This is a genomic window from Actinoplanes sp. NPDC051494, from assembly GCF_044454705.1.
Taxonomy (GTDB): Bacteria; Actinomycetota; Actinomycetes; order Mycobacteriales; family Micromonosporaceae; genus Actinoplanes.
In genome coordinates this window covers 580071-601486 of record NZ_JBITDZ010000003.1, presented here as the reverse complement: position 1 = coordinate 601486, position 21416 = coordinate 580071, and the positions used below count along the sequence as shown (strand labels likewise).

General features: G+C 70.9%; 15 protein-coding genes and 2 pseudogenes. 4 read left to right on the top strand and 13 right to left on the bottom strand.

Going from position 1 to position 21416, the window contains the following annotated elements; all coding sequences use genetic code 11:
- Positions 1-117 precede the first annotated feature (117 nt).
- Positions 118-711, top strand: a complete 594-nt coding sequence (locus ACIA6A_RS15255; RefSeq protein ID WP_396098220.1) for a GNAT family N-acetyltransferase — start codon at positions 118-120, stop codon at positions 709-711.
- A 121-nt stretch (positions 712-832) separates the two neighbouring features.
- Here the strand turns inward: ACIA6A_RS15255 and ACIA6A_RS15250 are convergent, their stop codons facing one another.
- The 6 genes from ACIA6A_RS15250 to ACIA6A_RS15225 form a co-directional block, all read right to left on the bottom strand.
- Positions 833-1177, bottom strand: a complete 345-nt coding sequence (locus tag ACIA6A_RS15250; RefSeq protein ID WP_396098219.1) for an RNA polymerase-binding protein RbpA — start codon at positions 1175-1177, stop codon at positions 833-835.
- Positions 1178-1356: 179 nt separating this feature from the next.
- Entirely contained in the window at positions 1357-1611 is a 255-nt protein-coding gene (gene secG / locus ACIA6A_RS15245; RefSeq protein WP_396098218.1) for a preprotein translocase subunit SecG, read from the bottom strand.
- A gap of 98 nt (positions 1612-1709) precedes the next feature.
- Entirely contained in the window at positions 1710-2504 is a 795-nt protein-coding gene (tpiA, locus tag ACIA6A_RS15240; RefSeq protein ID WP_396098216.1) for a triose-phosphate isomerase, read from the bottom strand.
- 3 nt (positions 2505-2507) lie between these two features.
- Positions 2508-3704 carry a phosphoglycerate kinase gene (locus ACIA6A_RS15235; RefSeq protein WP_396098215.1) on the bottom strand — a complete coding sequence of 399 codons (1197 nt, stop codon included), beginning with the start codon at positions 3702-3704 and terminating at the stop codon, positions 2508-2510.
- A gap of 6 nt (positions 3705-3710) precedes the next feature.
- On the bottom strand, positions 3711-4706 hold the full coding sequence (gene gap, locus ACIA6A_RS15230) for a type I glyceraldehyde-3-phosphate dehydrogenase (protein ID WP_396098214.1): 996 nt from the start codon (positions 4704-4706) through the stop codon (positions 3711-3713).
- 260 nt (positions 4707-4966) lie between these two features.
- On the bottom strand, positions 4967-5608 hold the full coding sequence (locus tag ACIA6A_RS15225) for a TetR/AcrR family transcriptional regulator (RefSeq protein WP_396098213.1): 642 nt from the start codon (positions 5606-5608) through the stop codon (positions 4967-4969).
- A 60-nt stretch (positions 5609-5668) separates the two neighbouring features.
- Between ACIA6A_RS15225 and ACIA6A_RS15220 the strand changes: the two genes are divergently transcribed.
- Entirely contained in the window at positions 5669-7909 is a 2241-nt protein-coding gene (locus tag ACIA6A_RS15220; protein ID WP_396098212.1) for a glycoside hydrolase family 3 C-terminal domain-containing protein, read from the top strand.
- On the top strand, positions 7906-9090 hold the full coding sequence (locus ACIA6A_RS15215) for an MFS transporter (protein ID WP_396098211.1): 1185 nt from the start codon (positions 7906-7908) through the stop codon (positions 9088-9090). The genes ACIA6A_RS15220 and ACIA6A_RS15215 overlap by 4 nt, the downstream gene beginning before the upstream one ends.
- A gap of 2 nt (positions 9091-9092) precedes the next feature.
- Here the strand turns inward: ACIA6A_RS15215 and ACIA6A_RS15210 are convergent, their stop codons facing one another.
- Complete coding sequence (locus ACIA6A_RS15210) at positions 9093-9977, bottom strand: NAD-dependent epimerase/dehydratase family protein (protein ID WP_396098210.1); 885 nt, start codon at positions 9975-9977, stop codon at positions 9093-9095.
- Here ACIA6A_RS15210 and ACIA6A_RS15205 point away from each other — a divergent pair.
- Positions 9903-10814 carry a phosphotransferase gene (locus ACIA6A_RS15205; RefSeq protein ID WP_396098209.1) on the top strand — a complete coding sequence of 304 codons (912 nt, stop codon included), beginning with the start codon at positions 9903-9905 and terminating at the stop codon, positions 10812-10814. The two genes, ACIA6A_RS15210 and ACIA6A_RS15205, sit on opposite strands and share 75 nt — an antisense overlap.
- On the opposite strand, the gene whiA is transcribed toward ACIA6A_RS15205, so the two are convergent.
- The 6 genes and pseudogenes from whiA to uvrA form a co-directional block, all read right to left on the bottom strand.
- Positions 10789-11769: a DNA-binding protein WhiA gene (gene whiA / locus ACIA6A_RS15200; protein ID WP_396098208.1), complete on the bottom strand. Its 981-nt coding sequence runs from the start codon at positions 11767-11769 to the stop codon at positions 10789-10791. The genes ACIA6A_RS15205 and whiA overlap by 26 nt on opposite strands.
- A gap of 42 nt (positions 11770-11811) precedes the next feature.
- Complete coding sequence (gene yvcK, locus ACIA6A_RS15195) at positions 11812-12822, bottom strand: uridine diphosphate-N-acetylglucosamine-binding protein YvcK (protein ID WP_396098207.1); 1011 nt, start codon at positions 12820-12822, stop codon at positions 11812-11814.
- Complete coding sequence (rapZ, locus tag ACIA6A_RS15190) at positions 12819-13715, bottom strand: RNase adapter RapZ (protein ID WP_396098551.1); 897 nt, start codon at positions 13713-13715, stop codon at positions 12819-12821. Before rapZ ends, yvcK begins: the two co-directional genes overlap by 4 nt.
- 1442 nt (positions 13716-15157) lie before the next feature.
- Positions 15158-17191 (bottom strand): annotated as a pseudogene (gene uvrC / locus ACIA6A_RS15185) (excinuclease ABC subunit UvrC); the annotation flags it as partial.
- Positions 17192-17367: 176 nt separating this feature from the next.
- The gene (locus ACIA6A_RS15180; protein ID WP_396098206.1) at positions 17368-17904 is read right to left on the bottom strand and encodes a Rieske (2Fe-2S) protein; all 537 of its coding nucleotides are present in this window, start codon (positions 17902-17904) and stop codon (positions 17368-17370) included.
- 422 nt (positions 17905-18326) lie between these two features.
- Positions 18327-21311: pseudogene (uvrA, locus tag ACIA6A_RS15175) on the bottom strand (excinuclease ABC subunit UvrA); the annotation flags it as partial.
- Positions 21312-21416: the final 105 nt, after the last annotated feature.

Genomic DNA, 21416 nt, shown 5'->3' with positions numbered 1-21416 from the left:
CGGATCTCCTGCGGGGTCGGTGGTGGTGCTCTCGCAGGGAGGGACGCGCGGCGCCGGAAAAGGTTGGCGCCTTTGAAGTGATGCCGGTCACAGCGGCGGACGACCTAGAATCGCGCCGTGCAGCCCGTGATCCGTGCTTACCAGCCCAGTGACCTCGAAGCCCTCTATGAGATCTGCGTCCGGACCGGTGACGCGGGCGGTGACGCCCGCGGGAAGTTCCTGACCGACCGGCTTCTCGGCGACATCTTCGCGGTGCCGTACGCGACCCTCGAACCCGAGCACGCCCACGTCCTCGACGACGGCTCCGGGGCGGCGGTCGGATACGTGCTCGGCACCGCGGACACGGCCGTCTTCGCCCGGCGGTACCGGGACGAGTGGCTGCCGGCCGTCGCGGACCGGTATCCCGCCGACTCCGATGACAGCATGCTCTTCCTGCACCACCACCCGGAGCGGATGGTCGTGCCGGAGCTCGCCGGCTATCCGGCGCATCTGCACATCGACCTGCTGCCCGAGTGGCAGGGGCGGGGCTTCGGCCGGGGCCTGATCGCCGCGTTCCTCGCCGGCCTGCGGCGGGCCGGGGTGGCGCGGGTGCACCTGGGCATGGCGCCGGGCAACACGGCGGCGCGCGCCTTCTACAACCGGCTCGGCTTTCACGAGCTGACGGTGCCAGACGCGGGCAACGTCGTCTACCTGGGCCGCGAGACGAGCTGATCACCCGGCCACACCGCATAGAGGCCCGGCGGCACCATCACGCAGACGGTGCTCAGGGCGTACGAGATCCGGTAGAAACGCCGAGGACCCGCGGGGCATGCCCCGCGGGTCCTCGATGGCGTCAGTCCCGGCCGCGCCGGCGGCGGACCTTGGCGAGCGCCTCGGCGAGGATGGCCTCGCCGTCGGCGTCCGAGCGGCGCTCCTTCACATACGCGAGGTGCGATTTGTACGGCTCGGCCCGCAGGCGGCCGGGCGGGTTGTTACGGTCGAGGCCACCGGGCTGACCACAGCGGGTGCAGTCCCAGGTGTCCGGCGGGACGACGTCGGCGGCGAAGCGGACCTCGACCTCGTGGCCGGCGGCACACCAGTACGTCACCTCCCGACGGGGTGCGGGTTCGCTGCGCTCGTCGGGGCGCATCGGGCTGGACCCGATACGGCTGCCGCGGATCGCGCTGCCACTGGACACGGAGTCACTCCTGCCTGTCAAGGGGCGTCTTCGCCGAGGGGGCCGGCGGTCGTAGAGCGGTGAAGAAACAACCGCGCGGCCCGGAAAGGACCGGACCGCGCGGGGAAGTCTACGACTCGCGGAGCGACTCAGGAAGAGTTACCGACGCACGGTCAGGGACCGTGCGTAAACAATGTGTTTCAGGAACCCTGGTTCACCTTGAGCCACAGCCCAAGGCCGACGATGCAGGCGAACCAGATGATGCCCACGAGCACCGTGTATCGGTCGAGGTTCTTCTCCGCGACCGAGGAGCCGGCCAGGCTGGAGGTGACACCGCCACCGAACATGCTGGACATGCCGCCGCCCTTGCCGCGGTGCAGCAGGACGAGCAGAGTCAGCAGGATGCTCGAGATGAGCAGCAACACGATCAACGTGTACGCGAAGCCGATCGGCATGGTCGGGTCAATCCTCTCGAAGGGCACAGCAGCGCCCCCACAATAGCGGGCGCAGCGGAAACCGGCCGCCCTGGGGCAGCCGGTTTCTCACGATACCTCTAACGCTGGACGTGCTCGCGGAACCGGACGATCGATACGAACTCGTCCGCGACCAGGCTGGCACCCCCGACGAGGGCGCCGTCCACGTCCGGCTTGGCCATGATCGCGGCGATGTTGCCCGCCTTCACGGAGCCGCCGTACTGGATCCGGACGACCTCGGCCACCTCGGCGCCGTACTTCTCGGCGAGCGCGGCCCGCAGGGCGGCACACACCTCCTGGGCGTCCTCGGGGGTCGCGGTCTTACCGGTGCCGATCGCCCAGATCGGTTCGTAGGCGACGACGATCTTGCTCACCTGCTCGGCCTTGAACCCGGCGAGCGCACCGGTGAGCTGGGCGACGCAGTGCGCCACCTGCTCGCCGGCCTCGCGCACGTCCGGGCCCTCGCCCACGCAGACGATCGGTGTGATGCCGTTCGCCAGGGCCGCTTTCGCCTTGGCGTTGACCACCGTGTCGTCCTCGTGGTGGTGCTGGCGGCGCTCGGAGTGCCCGACGGTGACGTACGAGCAGCCGAGCTTGGCCAGCATCACACCGGAGACGTCGCCGGTGTAGGCGCCGCTCTTGTGCGGTGACAGGTCCTGCGCGCCGTACTTGATCAGCAGCTTGTCGCCGTCGATCGCGGTCTGCACGGTGCGCAGGTCGGTGAACGGCGGCAGGACCACCGTCTCGACGTCGGTCAGTTGTTTCGGGGTGAGGCTGGCAGCGAGTTTCTGGACCAGGAGATTCGCCTCACGGTGATCGAGGTTCATCTTCCAGTTGCCGGCCATGATCGGGGTGCGGGGAGTCGCCCCGGTCATGGATCAGCTCTCCAGCGCGGCCAGACCCGGCAGGGTCTTGCCCTCGAGGTATTCCAGGGAGGCGCCGCCACCGGTCGAGATGTGCCCGAAGCCGGACTCGTCGATGCCGAGCGTGCGCACGGCCGCGGCGGAATCGCCACCGCCCACCACGGAGAAGCCGTCGATCTTGGTGATCGCCTCGGCCACGCCGCGGGTGCCGGCGGCGAACGGTGCGAGCTCGAACACGCCCATCGGGCCGTTCCAGAACACCGTCCTCGCCGACGCGATCGCCTCGTTGAACAGCGCCACCGACCTCGGGCCGATGTCGAGACCGAGCTGTTCGGCCGGGATGTCCGCCACGCCGACGATCTCGTGGTCCGCGTCGGCCGAGAACGCCGTAGCCGCCACCACGTCGACCGGCAGGACGATGCGCCCATCGGCTTCCGCCAGGAGCGCGGCGCAGGTCTCGATCATCTCGGCCTCGAGCAGCGACTTCCCGACCTCGTGGCCCTGGGCCTTGAGGAACGTGAAACACATGCCGCCGCCGACGAGCAGCTTGTCGACCTTCGGCAGCAGCGCCTTGATGACGGCGAGCTTGTCGGAGACCTTCGAGCCACCGAGCACGACCACGTACGGCTTCTCGGGCGTCTCGGTGACCTTGCGCAGCACCTCGACCTCGCGCACGACCAGGCCGCCCGCGTAGTGCGGGAGCCGGGCCGGTACGTCGTACACCGAGGCGTGCTTGCGGTGCACGGCACCGAACGCGTCGTCGACGTAGACGTCGGCCAGCGCGGCGAGCTCGTCCGCGAACGCACCCCGCGAGGCGTCGTCCTTGGCCGTCTCACCGGCGTTGAAGCGCAGGTTCTCCAGCAGCAGCACCTGGCCGCCGAGCAGCGCGGCCGCGGCCTCGGTCGCCGAGGAACCCACGGTGTCCGAGGCGAAGACAACGGGCGCACCGAGCAGCTCGCCGAGCCGCGAGGCGACCGGGGCGAGCGTGAAAGCGGGGTCCGGCGCGCCCTTGGGACGGCCGAGGTGGGACATGACGATCACCTTGGCGCCCGCGTCGCGCAGGGCGACGAGGGTCGGCAGCACCGCCCGGATGCGGCCGTCGTCGCTGATGACAGTGGGGTCGCTCTTGTCGAACGGGACGTTCAGGTCGGCGCGCACGAGCACGCGCCGACCCGAGACACCCTCGCCGAGCAGGTCGTCGAGAGTCTTCACGTCAGCTCAGCCGACCAGCTTGACCAGGTCGACGAGGCGGTTCGAGTAGCCCCACTCGTTGTCGTACCAGCCGACGACCTTGACCTGGTTGCCGATGACCTTGGTCAGGCCGGCGTCGAAGATGCAGGACGCCGGGTCGGTGACGATGTCCGAGGAGACGATCTCGTCCTCGGTGTAGACCAGGATGCCCTTGAGCGGGCCCTCGGCCGCGGCCTTGATGGCGGCGTTGACCTCGTCGACCGAGGTCTCCTTCTTGGCCTGGAACGTCAGGTCGGTGGCCGAGCCGGTCGGGATCGGCACGCGCATCGCGAAGCCGTCGAGGCGGCCCTTGAGCTCCGGCAGCACCAGGCTGACGGCCTTGGCGGCACCGGTCGAGGTCGGCACCACGTTGAGGGCGGCGGCGCGGGCGCGGCGCAGGTCCTTGTGCGGGCCGTCCTGCAGGTTCTGGTCCTGGGTGTAGGCGTGGATCGTGGTCATGAGGCCACGCTCGATGCCGATCGTGTCGTTCAGGACCTTCGCCATCGGCGCCAGGCAGTTCGTGGTGCAGGACGCGTTGGAGATGATGGTGTGCTTCGACGCGTCGTACTTGTCGTCGTTGACGCCCATCACGATCGTGATGTCCTCGTTCTTGGCCGGCGCCGAGATGATGACCTTCTTCGCGCCGTTGTCGACGTGCGCCTTCGCCTTGACGGCGTCGGTGAAGAAGCCGGTCGACTCGATGACGACGTCGGCGCCCAGGTCGCCCCAGTGCAGGTTGGCCGGGTCGCGCTCGGCGAACGCCTTGAAGGTCTTGCCCGCGACGGTGATCTCGTCGGCGGTGGCCTTCACCTCGTAGGGCAGACGGCCCAGGATGCTGTCGTACTTCAGCAGGTGGGCAAGGGTCGCGTTGTCGGTCAGGTCGTTGACGCCGACGATCTCGATGTCGGCGCCGGACGCCTGCACAGCGCGGAAGAAGTTGCGGCCGATGCGGCCGAAGCCGTTGATGCCAACCCGGATGGTCACAGGTGGATCTCCTCATTTCGGTCCGCCGGAAGCGACCGGCGGAGGTCTTCGGGCCGACCTGGTTCGCGCGTCGGCCGTCCTAGCCCGGCAGCGTCGCCGTCAACCAAGACCCTAACCGAGCAGCCTCCGACCGCTTACTGCGGGGCGCGACCTTATCGTTACCTCAGGGTCGCATTCCTGAATTCATTTTCCGGTACGCGCATACGGTTTCACAGGCGCAGAAATCCCGGCCCCGTCCCCTGGTGGGCGGGCCGTAGCGATCAGGGCCGTTGGCCCCTTCCGGGCTGAAGCGGGACTGACGGCGAGGGCTGCTCCAGCAACGATTCGAGCAGTGCCAACGACTCCTCGATGTCCACCGCCGGATCCAGCAGCCACTGTGTCTGGAGCCCGTCCGAGGCGCCGATGATCAGCGCGGCCACGGCCTCCGGGGACAGGTCGGCCCGGATCCGCCCGGCCCGCTGCTCGTCGCGCACCCGCTCGGCGAGCACCTCCCGCAGCCCCGAGAAGCGCGCGGAGAAGAAGGTGCGCGCCGCGTCGTGGCCGTTCTCCAGCGCGCTGGCCACCAGCGTCGAGTAGAGCTGCACGAGCCCCGGCACCCCGTGGTTGCGCCGCGCCGCCTGGGTCATCACGCCCACCACGGAGGTCTCCCCGATCGGCGGGTCACCGGCGGTCAGCCGCTCCTCGGCGGCCCGGTAGACCTCGATCAGCAACTCCTCGCGGGAGTCGAAGTAGTGCTTGAGCGCCGCGTGCGAGACCCCGATGGCCTCCCCGATCGCCCGCAGCGACGTGCCCTGGGCGCCGCGCTCGGCGAACACCTCGATGGCCCGGTCGAGGATCTCCCGCCGCCGCCGGACGCCCTTTTCGTAGGAACCGCGCCGGACGGTGAGCGCCTCTTCGGTCATCGCCCCATCGTAGGCACCCAAAAACTTCCACGCGGAGGTTTTCATTGTTACAGTCAGGTTATGAGCGAAGAACGAGCAGCCGCGCTAGATGTCCCGACCCTGGTCAGCGCCCTGACCCTGGAGGAGAAGGCCGGGCTGCTCGACGGCTCCGACTTCTGGCACACCCAGGGCGTCGAGCGCCTGGGGATCCCGGCGGTGATGGTCACCGACGGCCCGCACGGGCTGCGCAAGCAGGCCGGCGAGGCCGACCACGTCGGGCTGCACGACAGTGTCCCGGCCACCTGCTTCCCGCCCGCCGCCGGTCTCGCCTCCACCTGGAACCCCGATCTGCTGACGCGCATCGGCGCCGCGCTCGGCCGCGAGTGCCGCGCCGAGGAGGTCGCGGTGCTGCTCGGCCCCGGCATCAACATGAAGCGCTCGCCGCTGTGCGGGCGCAACTTCGAATACTTCTCCGAGGATCCGAACCTCGCCGGCGAACTCGGCACCGCGCTGGTCAACGGCATCCAGAGCGAGGGCGTCGGCACGTCGCTGAAGCACTTCGCCGCCAACAACCAGGAGACCGACCGGATGACGGTCTCCGCCGACGTCGACGAGCGCACGCTGCGCGAGATCTACCTGCCGGCGTTCGAGCGGGTCGTCACCGGCGCCCAGCCGTGGACCGTCATGTGCTCCTACAACCGGATCAACGGCGTGTACGCGAGCGAGGACCGCTGGCTGCTCACCGACGTGCTCCGCGACGAGTGGGGATACCAGGGCCTGGTCGTCTCCGACTGGGGCGCGGTCAACGAGCGGGACGCCGGGGTGCACGCCGGCCTCGACCTGGAGATGCCGTCCTCCGGGGGCGGCGGGACCACGGTCATCCTCGACGCGGTGGCCGCCGGCACCCTCAGCGAGAAGGACGTCGACCTGGCCGTCACCCGGGTGCTCGACCTGGTGAACAAGGCGATCCCCGCGCTCGCCCCCGGTCAGGGCTTCGACGTCGACGCGCACCACGTGCTCGCCCGGGAGGCCGCCGCCGCCAGCGCCGTGCTGCTCAAGAACGACGGCGGCCTGCTCCCCCTGGCCACCGGCGGCGGCCCGATCGCGGTGATCGGCGAGTTCGCCCGCTCCCCGCGGTTCCAGGGCGCCGGCTCGTCGCAGGTCAACCCGACCCGGGTCGACACCGCGCTGGACGCGCTCCGGGCCGCCACCGACGTCGTCTTCGCCCCCGGCTTCGTCATCGAGTCCGAACAGGCCGACCCGGCGCTGGTCGAGGCCGCCGTCGCCGCCGCCCGTGACGCCGAGGTCGCCGTGCTGTTCCTGGGCCTGCCCCCGTCGTACGAGTCGGAGGGCTACGACCGCGCCCACATGGACCTGCCGCAGCATCAGATCGACCTGCTGAACGCCGTGGCCGACGTCAACGACAACGTGGCCGTGGTGCTGTCCAACGGCTCGGTCGTCACCGTCGCGCCGTGGCAGCACCGGGCCAAGGCGATCCTCGAGGGCTGGCTGCTCGGTCAGGCCGGCGGCGCGGCCACCGCGGACCTGCTGCTCGGCGTCGTCAACCCGGCCGGCAAGCTCGCCGAGACGGTCCCGGTGCGCTACGCGGACAACCCCACGGTCGGCGCGTTCCCCGGCGAGCACGGCCACGTCCGGTACGGCGAGGGCCTGCTCATCGGCTACCGCTGGTACGACGCCCACCAGCTCGACGTCGCGTACCCGTTCGGCCACGGGCTCTCGTACACCACGTTCTCGTACGGGGATCTCGATGTCACGACCGGGACCGACACCGCCCAGGTCTCCCTCACGGTGACCAACAGCGGAGCCCGCGCCGGGACGGAGACCGTGCAGGTCTACGTGAGCGACCCGCAGGCCAGCGTCTACCGCCCCGAGCAGGAGCTGCGCGGGTTCGCCCAGGTCACGCTCGAGCCCGGCGAGAGCAAGCGGGTCACCGTCGAGCTCGACCGGCGCGCGTTCGCGTTCTGGCACCCGGCACTGCGGAACTGGACCGTCGAGGGCGGTGAGTTCGGCATCCGGGTCGGCTCCTCCTCCCGCGACATCCGCATGGACACGACGATCACGCTCGAGGGTGACGACGTCGTGACACCGCTGACCGTCGAGTCGACCGCCGACGCGTGGCTGGCGCACCCGGCGGCCGGCGAGTGGCTGCGCACCAGCCTCACCGGCGCGTTCCACGACATGCTGTTCGACCCGAAGAACGGCCAGATGATGCGGGCCATCCCGCTGGTGCGGCTCTCCCGCTTCCCCGGCTTCCCGGTGAGCGAGACCCAGGTGACCGAAGCGGTGCAGCGCTTCTCATGACCACTGTCGCGGTGCCGCCCGGGGTCCGGCGGGCCCGGGCGGCCGTCGCCGTCGTCTTCCTGACCAACGGCGCGTTGTTCGCCAACGTCGTCCCCCGGTACCCCGAGATCAAGGAGCACCTGGAGCTCAGCAACGCCCTGCTCGGCACGGCGCTGGCGGCCGGTCCGCTGGGCGCGCTGACCGGCGGCCTGTTCGCGTCCGTGGCGCTGCGGCTGCTCGGCTCGGCCCGGGCCGCCGCGTTCGGCATCCCGCTGGTCGCCGCCGCGTTCGCCCTGGTCGCGGTCGTACCCAGCTGGTGGCTGCTGGCTCTGGTGCTGTTCGCCTCGGGCGCGGCCGATGCGGTCGTGGACGTCGCCCAGAACGCCCACGGCCTGCGGGTCCAGCGGATCTACGGGCGCTCGATCGTCAACTCGTTCCACGGCGTGTGGAGCATCGGCGCGGTCCTGGGCGGCCTCATGGGCTCCGCGGCGGCCGGGCTGGGCGTTCCGCTGCTGCTCCACCTCGTGGTGGCGGGCGGCGTGTTCAGCGTGGTGGCCGTGGTCGCGTACCGCTACCTGTTGCCCGGCCCCGACGACGCGGAACGGTCGCAAGCACCCCGGCCCACGGCGTCGCTGGGGAGAAGAACGGTCTGGATGCTGGCCGCGCTCGGGTGCCTCGCACTGTTCGGCGCCCTGGTGGAGGACGCGGGAGCGTCCTGGGGTGCCCTGTTCCTGACCGGCGACCTCGGCGCGACCGCGGCGACGGCAGGTCTCGCGTTCGTGGCCCTCCAGGTCGCGATGACGGCCGGTCGCCTCGTCGGCGACCGGGCGGTGGACCGCTTCGGCCAGCGCACGGCGACACGGCTCGGGGGTGCGCTGGCCGCGGCGGGCATGGCAGGCGCACTCGCGTTCCCGTCGGTGGGCTCGGCCCTGATCGGCTTCGCGCTGGCCGGCCTCGGCACGGCGACCCTGGTCCCGGCCGCGATGCACACCGCCGACGAACTGCCCGGCCTGCCACCGGGCCTGGGTCTCACGGTGGTCAGCTGGGTGCTGCGGATCGGTTTCCTGGCCTCACCCCCGCTGGTCGGCCTCGTCGCCGACCACGCCGGCCTGCGCGTGGGGCTGCTCAGCGTCGTCGTCGCCGGCCTCGGCACCCTGCTCCTCGGCCGGGTGCTGCTCAACCGGTCACCCACGCCGTCCTGACCTCAGTGCGGGCTGGTGAACGTGGGGCGGGCCCGGCGGATCCACCCGATCACGTCGGCGGCGGTCCCGGCGAACGGCCGGGGCCGGTAGCCCGCCGCCCGCGCCCGGGAATCGGAGAGCTGGAACACGCCGTCGTCGCTGCCGTCGCGGGGCTGCACGACGAACCCGTCGACGTTCTCCGTCTCGTTCCAGCGGACCGTGGCCGTCCCGCCGCCCACCCGCCGGCACGTCTCCAGCAGCTCCGCGAACGTGGTCGGCGGGGACACGACGTTGAAGATCCCGGGCAGCGGCCCGGTCGCGGCCCGCACCATGAAGGCGGCCAGGTCACGCACGTCCGTGGTCTGCAACGGCTGCTCGGGGCGGGCCGCGCACGGGACCTCGCCGGCGCCGGCCATCGCGATCGCCCAGGCGCAGAACGCGCCGAACGGGTCGCCGGGCCCGATCACCAGGCCCGCGCGGATCGCGGTGCTCCGGCCCGGCATCGCGGCCTCGGCCGCGCGTTCACAGGCGGCCTTGAGCGGACCGTACGCGTCCGCGGGCGACGTGATGGTCTCCGCGTCCTCGGTGCGGCCCGCCTGTGACGACGGCGGGTAGACCGCGATCGACGACATGAAGACGTAGTGACCGGCGCGCGGGGCGAGCAGTTCGGCGGTCGCCGTGACCTCGCCGGGCTCGAACCCGCTGAAGTCGAGGACCGCGTCCCAGGTCCCGGTGGTCAGCGCGGACAGGTCACCGTCCCGGTCACCCACGAGGCGGGGCACCTCGGGGAAAAGGTCTTTGCCGGTACGCCCCCGGTGGAACACAGTGACGTCATGTCCCGCAGCGAGCGCGTCCTCGACGACGTACCGGCCGATGTACTTCGTGCCGCCGAGCATCAACAAGCGCATGGAGGCAGGGTTGTCGCGGCGGAGCTGCTCCGCAAGTGGGGGCTGTCCGAGGTGTGGCGGGTCGAGCTCGCCGGGGCACCCGTACGGTCCGTGATCGTCAAACGCGGCAGCGGTGAGATGGCCGCCGAGGCCGACCGCTATCAGCGCTTGATCGTGCCCCTGGGCCTCGACGCGCCGCGGCTGCTCGGCGTCGATCCGCTCGTGCTCGAGGACGCCGGGCGCGACAACCTGGAGCAGCGGCCCAGCCCCGGCGGCTACCGCGAGGCCGTCCGCACGCTGGTGCGGATGCGCGCCACCGCGACGAATGCCCTGGCCGCCGACCCGTCGATCGGGGCCGGCCTGCGCCGATCGACCGCCGATTTCGCCGGCATCGCGCGGCGGGCGGGTGCCGGGCTGGCGGCCGTGCGCCCGGATCTCGCCGGTGCGCTGGACGAACCGGCCCGGGAGCTGATCGAGCGGCTGGAGCGGGCGGCGGCACGACCGGACACGATCGTGCACGGCGACTTCCACCCGAAGAACCTCGTCCACACCCCCGGCGGCCGGCTGGTCGCCGTCGACTGGCCGCTCGCCTACCTGCACTCCCACCTGGGCGATCTGTACTGCCTGATCCGGGAGACCGGGGAGCCCGGGCTGGCCGAGGTCTACGCCCGTGAGACCGGCACCGGCCCCGCGGAGGTCGCCGACGAGCTGACCACCGGCGGGATGTGCTGGACCGTGCTCACCCTGCGCTGGCTGGTCGACGAGGGCCTGGCCGCGATCCCCGGGTCCGCCGGCTGGCTGGACGGGCTCGTGGCCGAGCTGCGCGACCTGGTCAGCAGGCCATCATCTCCGGGGTGACGGCCGCCTCGGTGTCAGGAATGCCCAGGTCACGGGCCCGCTTGTCGGCCAGGGCGAGCAACCGGCGGATCCGGCCCGCGATCGCGTCCTTGGTCAGCGGCGGGTCGGCCAGCGCGCCCAGCTCCTCCAGGCTCGCCTGGCGGTGCTCCAGACGCAGCCGGCCGGCCGACGTCAGGTGGTTCGGGGCCTCCTCGGCGAGGATCTCCAGCGCCCGGGTCACCCGAGCGGCGGCGGCGACTGCGGCCCGGGCGGAACGGCGCAGGTTGGCGTCGTCGAAGTTGGCGAGCCTGTTCGCGGTGGCGCGCACCTCACGGCGTACCCGGCGCTCCTCCCAGGCGAGCACGCTGGAATGCGCTCCTATGCGGGTGAGCAGCGCGGCGATCGCGTCCCCGTCCTTGATCACGACCCGGTCGACGCCGCGCACCTCGCGCTCCTTGGCGGTGATCCCGATCCGGCGCGCGGCGCCACGCAGGGCGAGCGCGGCCTCCGGACCCGGACAGGTGATCTCCAGGGCGCTGGACCGGCCCGGCTCGGTGAGCGAGCCGTGCGCCATGAACGCACCCCGCCACGCGGCGACCGCGCAGCAGACGTTCGCCGACACCACGTGCGGGGGCAGCCCCCGGACCGGACGGCCCCGCACGTCGAGCAGGCCGGTCTGCCGCGCGAGCGCCTCGCCGTCCTTCACGATCCGCACGATGTAGTGGCTGCCCTTGCGCAGGCCACCGGAGGCCAGCACGTGCACCTCGCTCTGGTACCCGTACACCTCGGCGATCTCCCGCCGCAGCCGCCGCGCGACCGCCCCGGTGTCCAGCTCGGCCTCGACGACCACCCGGCCGGAGACGATGTGCAGCCCGCCCGCGAACCGCAGGAGGGCGGCCATCTCCGCACGGCGGCAGCACGGCTTGGGCACGTCGACCCGGCTCAGCTCGTCCTTCACCGCTGCCGTCATCGCCATCTCGAAGTCACCTCATGCTTGTTTCGCGGTACGCCAGTTGCTTTAACGATCGACACCGAGGACCGGCACCAGTGCTGTGCCCAACGACTCAGGATCATGCCTGGGACTGCCGTCGGCCACCGCCAGCGGGGCCAGCACCAATTTCGCACCCAGCGCCTCGGCCGCGCGGTGCACCGGATCCGGCTCCCCGACCCATTTCACGTCGGCGAGCACGGTATCGACCCGGAGCTGCGGCAGATACCAGTGCAGGGCGGCCAGATGATCGGCCACCGACAGCCCGGCGGTCTCGTTGTCGGCCGCCAGATTGAGCGTCACCAGCCGCCGCGCCGGGCTCGCCACGATAGCGGCGGCCAGCTCCGGCACCAGCAGATGCGGCAGCACACTGGTGTACCAACTGCCCGGACCGAAGATCAACCAGTCGGCCCCGGCGATCGCCTCCAGCGCGTCAGGGCACGCCGGCGGCGATTCAGGCACGATGCGTACGGCCTCCACGTGCCCGGTCGTGACCGCGACCGCGTGCTGCCCCCGCACGGTGACCACATCATCCGGACGGGACGGATCCCCGCCACGCACATCGGCCTCGATCCCGACCGCGTGACAGGCCATCGGCAGGACCTGGCCCTGCGCCCCGACCATCGCCCCGGCATGCCGCAACGCCTCGACCGGGTCACCGGTCAGCTCCATCAGCCCGAGCAGCAGCAGATTGCCGACCGCGTGCCCGGCCAGCGGATCATGGGCACCGCTGACCCGCCGCTCGCCGGCCCGGCGGTCCGGGTTGCCGATCGGGGCAAAACGGTGCTGCAGCAGCTTCACGGTCATCTGATGATCGGACCCGGCACCGGCCAGCGCGGCCAGCGCCATCCGCAGATCACCCGGCGGCAGCTGGGCATCACGCTCGGCCCGCAGCCGGCCGCTCGACCCACCGTTGTCCCCCACCGTGACGACCGCGGTGATGTCGAGCCGGCCCGGTGAGGCGGACCGGCGCAGCGCGTTGAGCGACACCGCCAGCCCGTGCCCCCCACCGAAAGCGACCACCTTCAGCGGACGGCTCATTCGCGCCCCAGATCCCGGTGCGAGGCATGCGCGGACAACCGGATGTCCCGCAACCGGGACGTCAGCTCCTCGGTGATCGCGACACTGCGGTGCTTCCCCCCGGTGCACCCCACCGCGACGGTCAGATAGCGCTTGCCCTCCCGCTCGAACCCGGGAGCGGTCGACGCGATGAGATTCGCATACGTGCCGACAAAATCGTTGGCGCCTTCCTGGCCGAGGACATAATTGCTGACGCCCTCCTCCAGCCCGGTGTGCTCGCGCAGCTCCGGCACCCAGAACGGGTTCGGCAGGAAACGCGCGTCCAGCACATAATCGGCGTCCGGCGGCAGGCCATACTTGAAGCCGAACGACAGCACGGTGATCCGCAGCTTGCGAGCATCCTCGCCGCCGAACAGCTCCTCCACCCGCCGCCGCAGCTGATTCACGTTCAGATGACTGGTGTCGATGATCACGTCAGCCTGCTCGCGGGCCTCCTCGAGCAGCTTGCGCTCAGCGGCGATCCCATCGGCCAGCCGCCCGTCCCCCTGCAACGGATGCGACCGCCGCACCGACTCGAAGCGCCGGATCAGCACCTCGTCATCGGCGTCCACGAACACCACCCGAGGCGAGAAACCCCGCTCCTTCAACGCCCGCACCGCGCCGGCAAGATCGGTGGAGAACGCCCGGCTCCGGACATCCAGCACCATCGCGGTCCGCCGGGCGGCCCCACCCGCGGCGAACGCGAGCTGGGCCATGTCCAGCATCAACGCCTGCGGCAGATTGTCGACGACATAGAAGCCGACGTTCTCCAGGGCACGGGCGACCGTACTGCGGCCACCACCGGAAACCCCGGTCACCACCACGAGGTCCGTACTCTCCTCGTCCGGCGACGGCTCCGGAGCGAACTCCGGCATCGACTCGGTCACGCACTCCTCCTGCACCGCTGCTTGCCCACCCGGTCCGGGTGGACACTGCATCCTAGGCCGAACGGACCACCCGGGGCCGCCGGACATGATGTCCGCTTGCCGATCCACCACCCAGGGTGGCTCTCACCACACCAACGGGCATTTCACCCTTCAAATCAACCATGCCACCGAACATCCCTATTCCAGAAAGTCCAGCTCACCCCGCGTCCCCCACCCGTAACCGAATGCACCCGCCAACCCATCCCACCAAGGCAAGATCACCCACCCGAGAACCCCACCCCGACCCGCCCAGCCAAGCCAGGCCAAGCCGGCCTGGGCGAGACGGCCGGGCGGTCTTGCCCGGCCAGACGGCCTGGGCCAGACGGCCCGGCAAGACGGCCCGGCAAGACGGCCCGGCAAGACGGCCCGGCCGGAGGGCCCAGTAAGACCGCCCGGCCAGACGGCCCGGCCAGACGGCCCGGCCAGACGGCCCGGCCGGAGGGCCCAGTAAGACCGCCCGGCAAGACGGCCCAGTAAGACCGCCCGGCGCGAGACGGCCCGGGTAAGCCAAGCCAGCCGGGCGAGACGGCCCGGGCAAGCACGCCGTCTTCAACCGACAGCCGCACCCTCGGCTCGATCAAGCAGGGCCGGTGGGCCAGCCGATGAGCCGGCCCCGGCGGCCGAACCTGTAGACCCCGCCCATGGGTCCGCTCGTCGGTCAGACCCGAGGGCCACCTCGTCGGCCCAGGCCGGCGGGCAGGGTGAGGTCGGGCCGCGAGGGCATGCCTCAGGTTTCCCGCAGCGGAGTCAGCCGGACATGGGCGCGGTGACCTCGACCCTGTCCGGCAGCAGGATCGCGGGCAGCGGGTTCGTCAGCCCTCTCTGGCCTCCACGATCGCGGGCGGCTGCACCGGCGGTCGCGCGGCTCGGGGCCTGGCGCCTCCCGGCTTGGTCTTGCCGGCTCCGCCCATGACGGCCGGGCTCAGTTGATTTGCTCCGATCCCGGTGGGGCCGGGCTCGGATCCGGCTGCTGCGACAGGCTCGGATCCGACCCCGGTCATGGACCCGGACCAGCCACCGCCGCCGGCCCCGATACCGCTGCCGGACTTGGCACCGTCGGCCGGTCTGACACCCTCGGCAGCCTCGGCGCCGGCCGCAGGCTCGACACTTCTGCCGGGCTTGGCACCGTCGGCCAGCCTGGCACCGTCGGCCAGCCCGGCACCGTCGGCCGACCTGACACCCTCCGCGGCCCCGGCCTCGACACTTCTGCCGGGCTCGGCACCGTCCGCGGGCCTAGCACCGTCTGCGGGCCTAGCACCGTCTGCGGGCCCAGCACCGTCTGCGGGCCCAGCACCCTCCGCAGGCCTGGCACCCTCCGCAGGCCTGGCACCGTCTGCGGGCCTGGCACCCTCCGCGGCCTCGGCGCCGTCTGCGCGCTTGGCACCGGCCGCCGGCTTGGGGGTGGTCTCGCCGTCCAGGGCGGTGAGGATGGCTTCCGCTGTCCGGCGGCCGATGCCGGGGACCTCGGCGATCTCCTCGGGGGTGGCCTGGCCGAGGCGTTTGAGGGAGCCGAAGTGGCGGAGCAGCGCCTTGCGGCGGGTTTCGCCCAGGCCGGGGATGTTGTCCAGGCCGGAGGCTGTCATGCGCTTGGAGCGGCGCTGGCGGTGGAACGTGATCGCGAAGCGGTGGGCCTCGTCGCGGACCCGTTGCAGCAGGTAGAGCGCCTCTGACGTGCGGGGCAGGATGACCGGGAAGTCGTCGCCCGGGAGCCAGACCTCCTCGAGGCGCTTGGCCAGGCCGCACAGGGCCACATCGGTGATGCCCATCTCGGACAGGACCGCCGCCACCGCGTTGACCTGCGGTTGGCCGCCGTCGACCACGACGAGCTGGGGTGGGTAGGCGAAGCGGCGGGGCTTGCCGGTCAGCGGGTCGATGCCGGGTAGGTCGTTGGCCGCCGTCCCGTCGCCACCGCCGGGCTCGGCTGGGTCAGGCTCGGCTGGGTCAGGCTCGGCTGGGTCAGGCTCGGCTGGGGCCCGGTCGGGCTCGGCTGCGGCGGGGGCAGGCTCGGCTGCGGTGACGTCGGCCCGGTAGCGGGCGAAGCGGCGGCGCATGACCTCGCTCATGGCGGCCAGGTCGTCGAGGCCGCTGCCGTCGGCGTTGCCGCGGATCGCGAAGCGGCGGTATTCGCTCTTGCGGGCCAGGCCGTCCTCGAAGACGACCATGCTGGCCACCACGTCCGTCGCCTGGATGTGGGAGACGTCGAAGCACTCGATGCGCAGCGGGGCCGTCTCCATGCCGAGGGCCTCGGCGATCTCGTCGAGGGCTTTGCTGCGGGTGGTGAGGTCGCCGGCGCGCTTCAGTTTGTGGCGTTGCAGGGACTCCCCCGCGTTGCGGGCGACCGTCTCGAGCAGGGAACGCTTGTCGCCGCGCTGGGGCACGCGCAGGCTCACGCGGCTGCCGCGGTGTTCGGAGAGCCAGTTCTCGAGCGCTTCGGCGTCCGGGGGCAGGGCCGGCACCAGCAACTCACGGGGCACGTCACCTTCGCCGTGCTCATCGCCGTACACCTGGGTGCAGAAGTGGTGCACAAGGTCTCCGGTCGTCAGGTCCTCGACCTTTTCCACGACCCAGCCGCGCTGGCCGCGCACCCGCCCGTCGCGGACGTGGAAGACCTGGACCGCGGCCTCGAGCGGGTCCTCGGCGAACGCGACCACGTCGGCGTCGGTGCCGTCGCCGAGCACGACGGTCTGCTTCTCCATCGCCTTGCGCAGTGCGGCGATGTCGTCGCGCAGACGGGCGGCCTTCTCGAATTCCAGCTGCTCGGAGGCGTCGAGCATGTCGTTCTCGAGGCGTTTGACGAACGCGTCGGTGCGGCCGGCCATGAAGTCGCAGAAGTCGTCGACGATGGCCCGGTGCTGCTCGGCGCTGACCGTGCCGACGCAGGGCGCGGAGCATTTGCCGATGTAACCGAGCAGGCAGGGCCGGCCGATCTGCCCGGACCGCTTGAAGACGCCGGCCGAGCAGGTGCGCGCCGGGAAGACCCGCAGGAGGAGATCCAGGGTTTCCCGGATCGCCCAGGCATGACTGTACGGGCCGAAGTAGCGCACGCCTTTGCGCTTGGCACCACGCATGACCTGGAGCCGGGGGTATTCCTCGTTGAGCGTGACCGCGAGGAACGGGTAGGACTTGTCGTCGCGGTACTTGACGTTGAACCGCGGGTCGAACTCCTTGATCCAGGAGAATTCGAGCTGCAGCGCCTCGACCTCGCTGCCGACGGTGACCCAGTCGACGGCGGAGGCCGTGGTCACCATCTGCTGGGTGCGCGCGTGCAGGGTCCAGGTGTCGGCGAAGTACGAATTCAGCCGGCTGCGGAGGCTCTTGGCCTTGCCCACGTAGATGACGCGGCCGGTCGGGTCGCGGAAGCGGTAGACGCCCGGTGCGTCCGGAATGGTCCCGGGCGCCGGGCGGTAGCTGGACGGGTCAGGCACCACTCCACACTAGCGAGACCCTCTGACATGTTTCCCCGGCCGGAGGCCCGTTGCCGCCGCCACGGCGCCGTACCTCCGGCCGGGAAGTCTGGTGGGGCCGGCGCTGCCGGCAGGGACGTGGTGACCGTCGCACGGTGACCACCAGGCCGGCCCCAGGTCAGAGCGGTATGGACCGGTTACGCCGAGACGACGTTGTCGCCGTCCACCTTGACCTTGGTCTCGGGCAGCGCCTTGGTGGCCGGGCCGCCGGTGGGCGAGCCGTCCGCGATCGAGAACGTGCTGTTGTGGCACGGGCAGAAGATGTTGTCGCCGTCGATCTTGGTGACCGGGCAGCCCTGGTGGGTGCAGATCTTGCTGAACGCCTTGAACGTGCCGGCCTGCGGCTGCGTGATGACGTAGTCACCCTTGATGATGCCGCCCCCCTCGGGGACGTCGGCCACCGCGGCGAGCGTGGAGCCGCCCGAGGAGGAGCCGCCGTTCGCGCCGGCCGTGGCACTGCCGGCCGGGACGGGGTCGTTGCTGAAGTCGCCGCCGTTGGCGCCGGTCGTGCCGGCGGTGGTGGTGTCCGTACCGCAGGCGGCGAGGAGGCATCCTGCGCCGAGTGCTCCGGCGCCCGTGAGCACGACACGCCGGGAGGTGGCCGTGGAGACGCCGGCGGCCTTCTCGTCGGTGGCCGGGATCTCGGCTTCGGGCCTCATCTGCACGTCAGTCATCTGTTCGCCAAACCCTTCGATGTACCCGCTGTTCCGTGTGATGAGGTCACACGGCGTTGCTTGTAGATACGCACGGCTCCCGGATGTGGTTCATGGCTCGTCGAGGAAATTATCCGCCCGGAACTGCCGATTTCCGGCGCGTTTCGGCGAACACAGCGGCGCGCACCCCGTTCTCGCAGGTTGCGGACGGGGCGCACGCCATAGCTGTGAGTTACCTGTGCCTTAAAGTTTCTCCGCCCGGACGGCGGATCCGCCAAGGAAAAGGCGGGCCGGCCCCGGGTGGAGCGGGCCGGGGTGGGTCAGGCCTTCGGCGCGGTTGCGGCTTTGGCTCGGGGCCGGGTGGCCTTGGGCTTGGCCGCCGGCTCCGCCTCGGCCGAGGCCGCCGCCGCAGCGGCCTTCGAGCCCGCCGCCTTCGACGTGGCCGCCCTGGAGGGCGCCGTCTTCGAAGCGGCCGCCTTCGAAGCGGTTGCCTTGGTGGGGGCAGCCTTGGTGGGGGCCGTTGTCTTCGTGCCGTTGGCCTTGGCCGCGCGGGCGGTGGCCGCGTCGGCGCCCCGGGGCTCGCCTTCCAGGCCGAGCATGGGGCGCAGGTACTGGCCGGTGTGGCTGCCGGGGACCTCGGCGATCTCCTCGGGGGTGCCGGTGGCCAGGACCAGGCCGCCCTTGCTGCCGCCCTCGGGGCCCATGTCGATGAGCCAGTCGGCGTTCTTGATGACGTCGAGGTTGTGCTCGATCGTGATGACCGTGTTGCCCTTGTCAACCAGGCCGTTGAGGACCAGCAGGAGTTTGCGGATGTCCTCGAAGTGCAGGCCGGTGGTGGGCTCGTCGAGCACGTAGACCGTCCGGCCGGTGGAGCGTTTCTGCAGTTCGGAGGCGAGTTTGACGCGCTGGGCCTCGCCGCCGGACAGGGTCGGGGCGCTCTGGCCGAGCCGGACGTAGCCGAGGCCGACGTCGACCAGGGTCTTGAGGTGGCGGTGGATGCCGGTGATGGCCTCGAAGAACGCCGCGCCTTCCTCGATCGGCATCTCCAGGACCTCGGAGATCGTCTTGCCCTTGTACCGCACCTCGAGCGTCTCGCGGTTGTAGCGGGCGCCCTTGCAGACCTCGCACGGCACGTACACGTCGGGCAGGAAGTTCATCTCGATCTTGATCGTGCCGTCGCCGGAGCAGTTCTCGCAGCGGCCGCCCTTGACGTTGAAGGAGAAACGGCCGGGGCCGTAGCCGCGGACCTTCGCCTCGGGGGTCTCGGCGAACAGCTTGCGGACGTGGTCGAAGACACCGGTGTACGTCGCGGGGTTGGAGCGCGGCGTGCGGCCGATCGGTGACTGGTCCACGCCGACGACCTTGTCGACGTTGTCGAGGCCGGTGATGCGCAGGTGCCGGCCGGGGACCATCCGGGCGCCGTTGACCTGGTTGGCCAGCACGGTGTAGAGGATGTCGTTGACCAGCGTCGACTTGCCGGAGCCGCTGACGCCGGTGACCGCGATGAACTGCCCGAGCGGGAACGGCACGGTGAGGTTGCGCAGGTTGTGCTCGCGGGCGCCCTGCACGACCAGCTCCCGGCCGGCGGTCTGCGGGCGGCGGATGGCCGGCATCGGGATCTTCTTGCGGCCGGACAGGTAGGCCCCGGTCGGGGACTCCTTGTTGGCGAGCAGCCCCTTGACCGAACCGCTGTGCACGATGTGACCGCCGTGCTCGCCGGCGCCGGGGCCGATGTCGACGATCCAGTCGGCGGTGCGGATGGTGTCCTCGTCGTGCTCGACCACGATCAGCGTGTTGCCGAGCTTCTTGAGCCGCACGAGGGTCTCGATGAGCCGGTGGTTGTCGCGCTGGTGCAGGCCGATCGACGGCTCGTCGAGCACGTACAGGACGCCGACCAGGCCGGAGCCGATCTGGGTGGCGAGCCGGATCCGCTGGGCCTCGCCGCCGGACAGGGTGCCGGCGCCGCGGTCCAGCGACAGGTAGTCGAGGCCGACGTCGACCAGGAACTGCAGCCGCGCGTTGATCTCCTTGAGCACCCGCTCGGAGATCAGTTTCTGCCGGTCGTCGAGCTCCATGCCGGAGAGCAGCTCGGCGCACTCACCGATGGACAGGTTGCAGACCTCGGCGATGCTCTTCCCGGCGATCGTGACGGCCAGCACCTCGGGCTTGAGCCGGGTGCCGCCGCACGTGGGGCACGGGATGTCGCGCATGTAGCCCTCGTACTTGTCGCGCGACCAGTCACTCTCGGTGTCGTTGTGCCGGCGTTCGATCCACTGGATGACGCCCTCGAAACCGGTGTAATACGAGCGCTCACGCCCGTACTTGTTGCGGTATCGGACGTGGACCTGGTCCTCGGAGCCGAACAGGATCGTCTTCTGCGCGCGGCTGGGCAGGGCCCGCCAGGGGGTGTCGACGCTGAAGCCCTCCGCCTTGCCGAGCGCTTCGAGCAGGCGCAGGAAGTATTCGAGCGTGGTGCCGCCGGACCAGGGCTGGACCGCGCCCTCACGCAGGCTGCGCTCGTCGTCCGGGATGATCAGCTCCGGGTCGACCTCTTTCTTGGTGCCCAGACCGGTGCATTCCGGGCAGGCGCCGTACGGTGCGTTGAACGAGAAGACCCGCGGCTCGAGATCCTCGATGGCCAGGGGGTGCTCGTTCGGGCAGGCCAGGTGCTCGGAGAAGAGCCGCTCGCGGTTGGGGTCACCCTCGGGCACGTCGACGAAGTCGAGCAGCACGATGCCGGCGGACAGGCCCAGCGCGGACTCGACCGAGTCGGTCAGCCGCTGCTTGCTGGAGTCCTTCACCGAGAGCCGGTCGACGACCACCTCGATGGTGTGCTTCTCCTGCTTCTTGAGCTTCGGCGGCTCCGACAACGGATACACCGTGCCGTCGACCCGGGCCCGCGCATAGCCCTTGGCCTGCAGCTCGGCGAACAGGTCGACGTACTCGCCCTTGCGGCCGCGGATGACCGGGGCGAGCACCATGAAGCGGGTGCCCTCCTTCATCGCGAGGACCCGGTCGACGATCTGCTGCGGGCTCTGTTTGGAGATCAGCTCGCCACAGACCGGGCAGTGCGGGATGCCGGTACGCGCGAAGAGCAGCCGCAGGTAGTCGTACACCTCGGTGATCGTGCCGACCGTCGACCGCGGGTTGCGGGAGGTCGATTTCTGGTCGATCGAGACGGCCGGGGACAGGCCCTCGATGAAGTCGACGTCGGGCTTGTCCATCTGCCCGAGGAACTGCCGCGCGTACGACGACAGCGACTCGACGTACCGCCGCTGCCCCTCCGCGAAGATCGTGTCGAAGGCGAGGCTGGACTTGCCCGAGCCGGAGAGCCCCGTGAACACGATCATCGCATCGCGGGGCAGGTCGAGGTTGACGTCGCGCAGGTTGTGCTCGCGCGCGCCACGGATGATCAATCGGTCGGCCACAGCCAGCCACTCCGTTTACGTCAGGACAATGGGCGCCGTCACCCTAGCTAGGGGGTACGACAAGTTTTCCGCCGTGAGATGACAGCGCCCGGGACACGCCGGTCA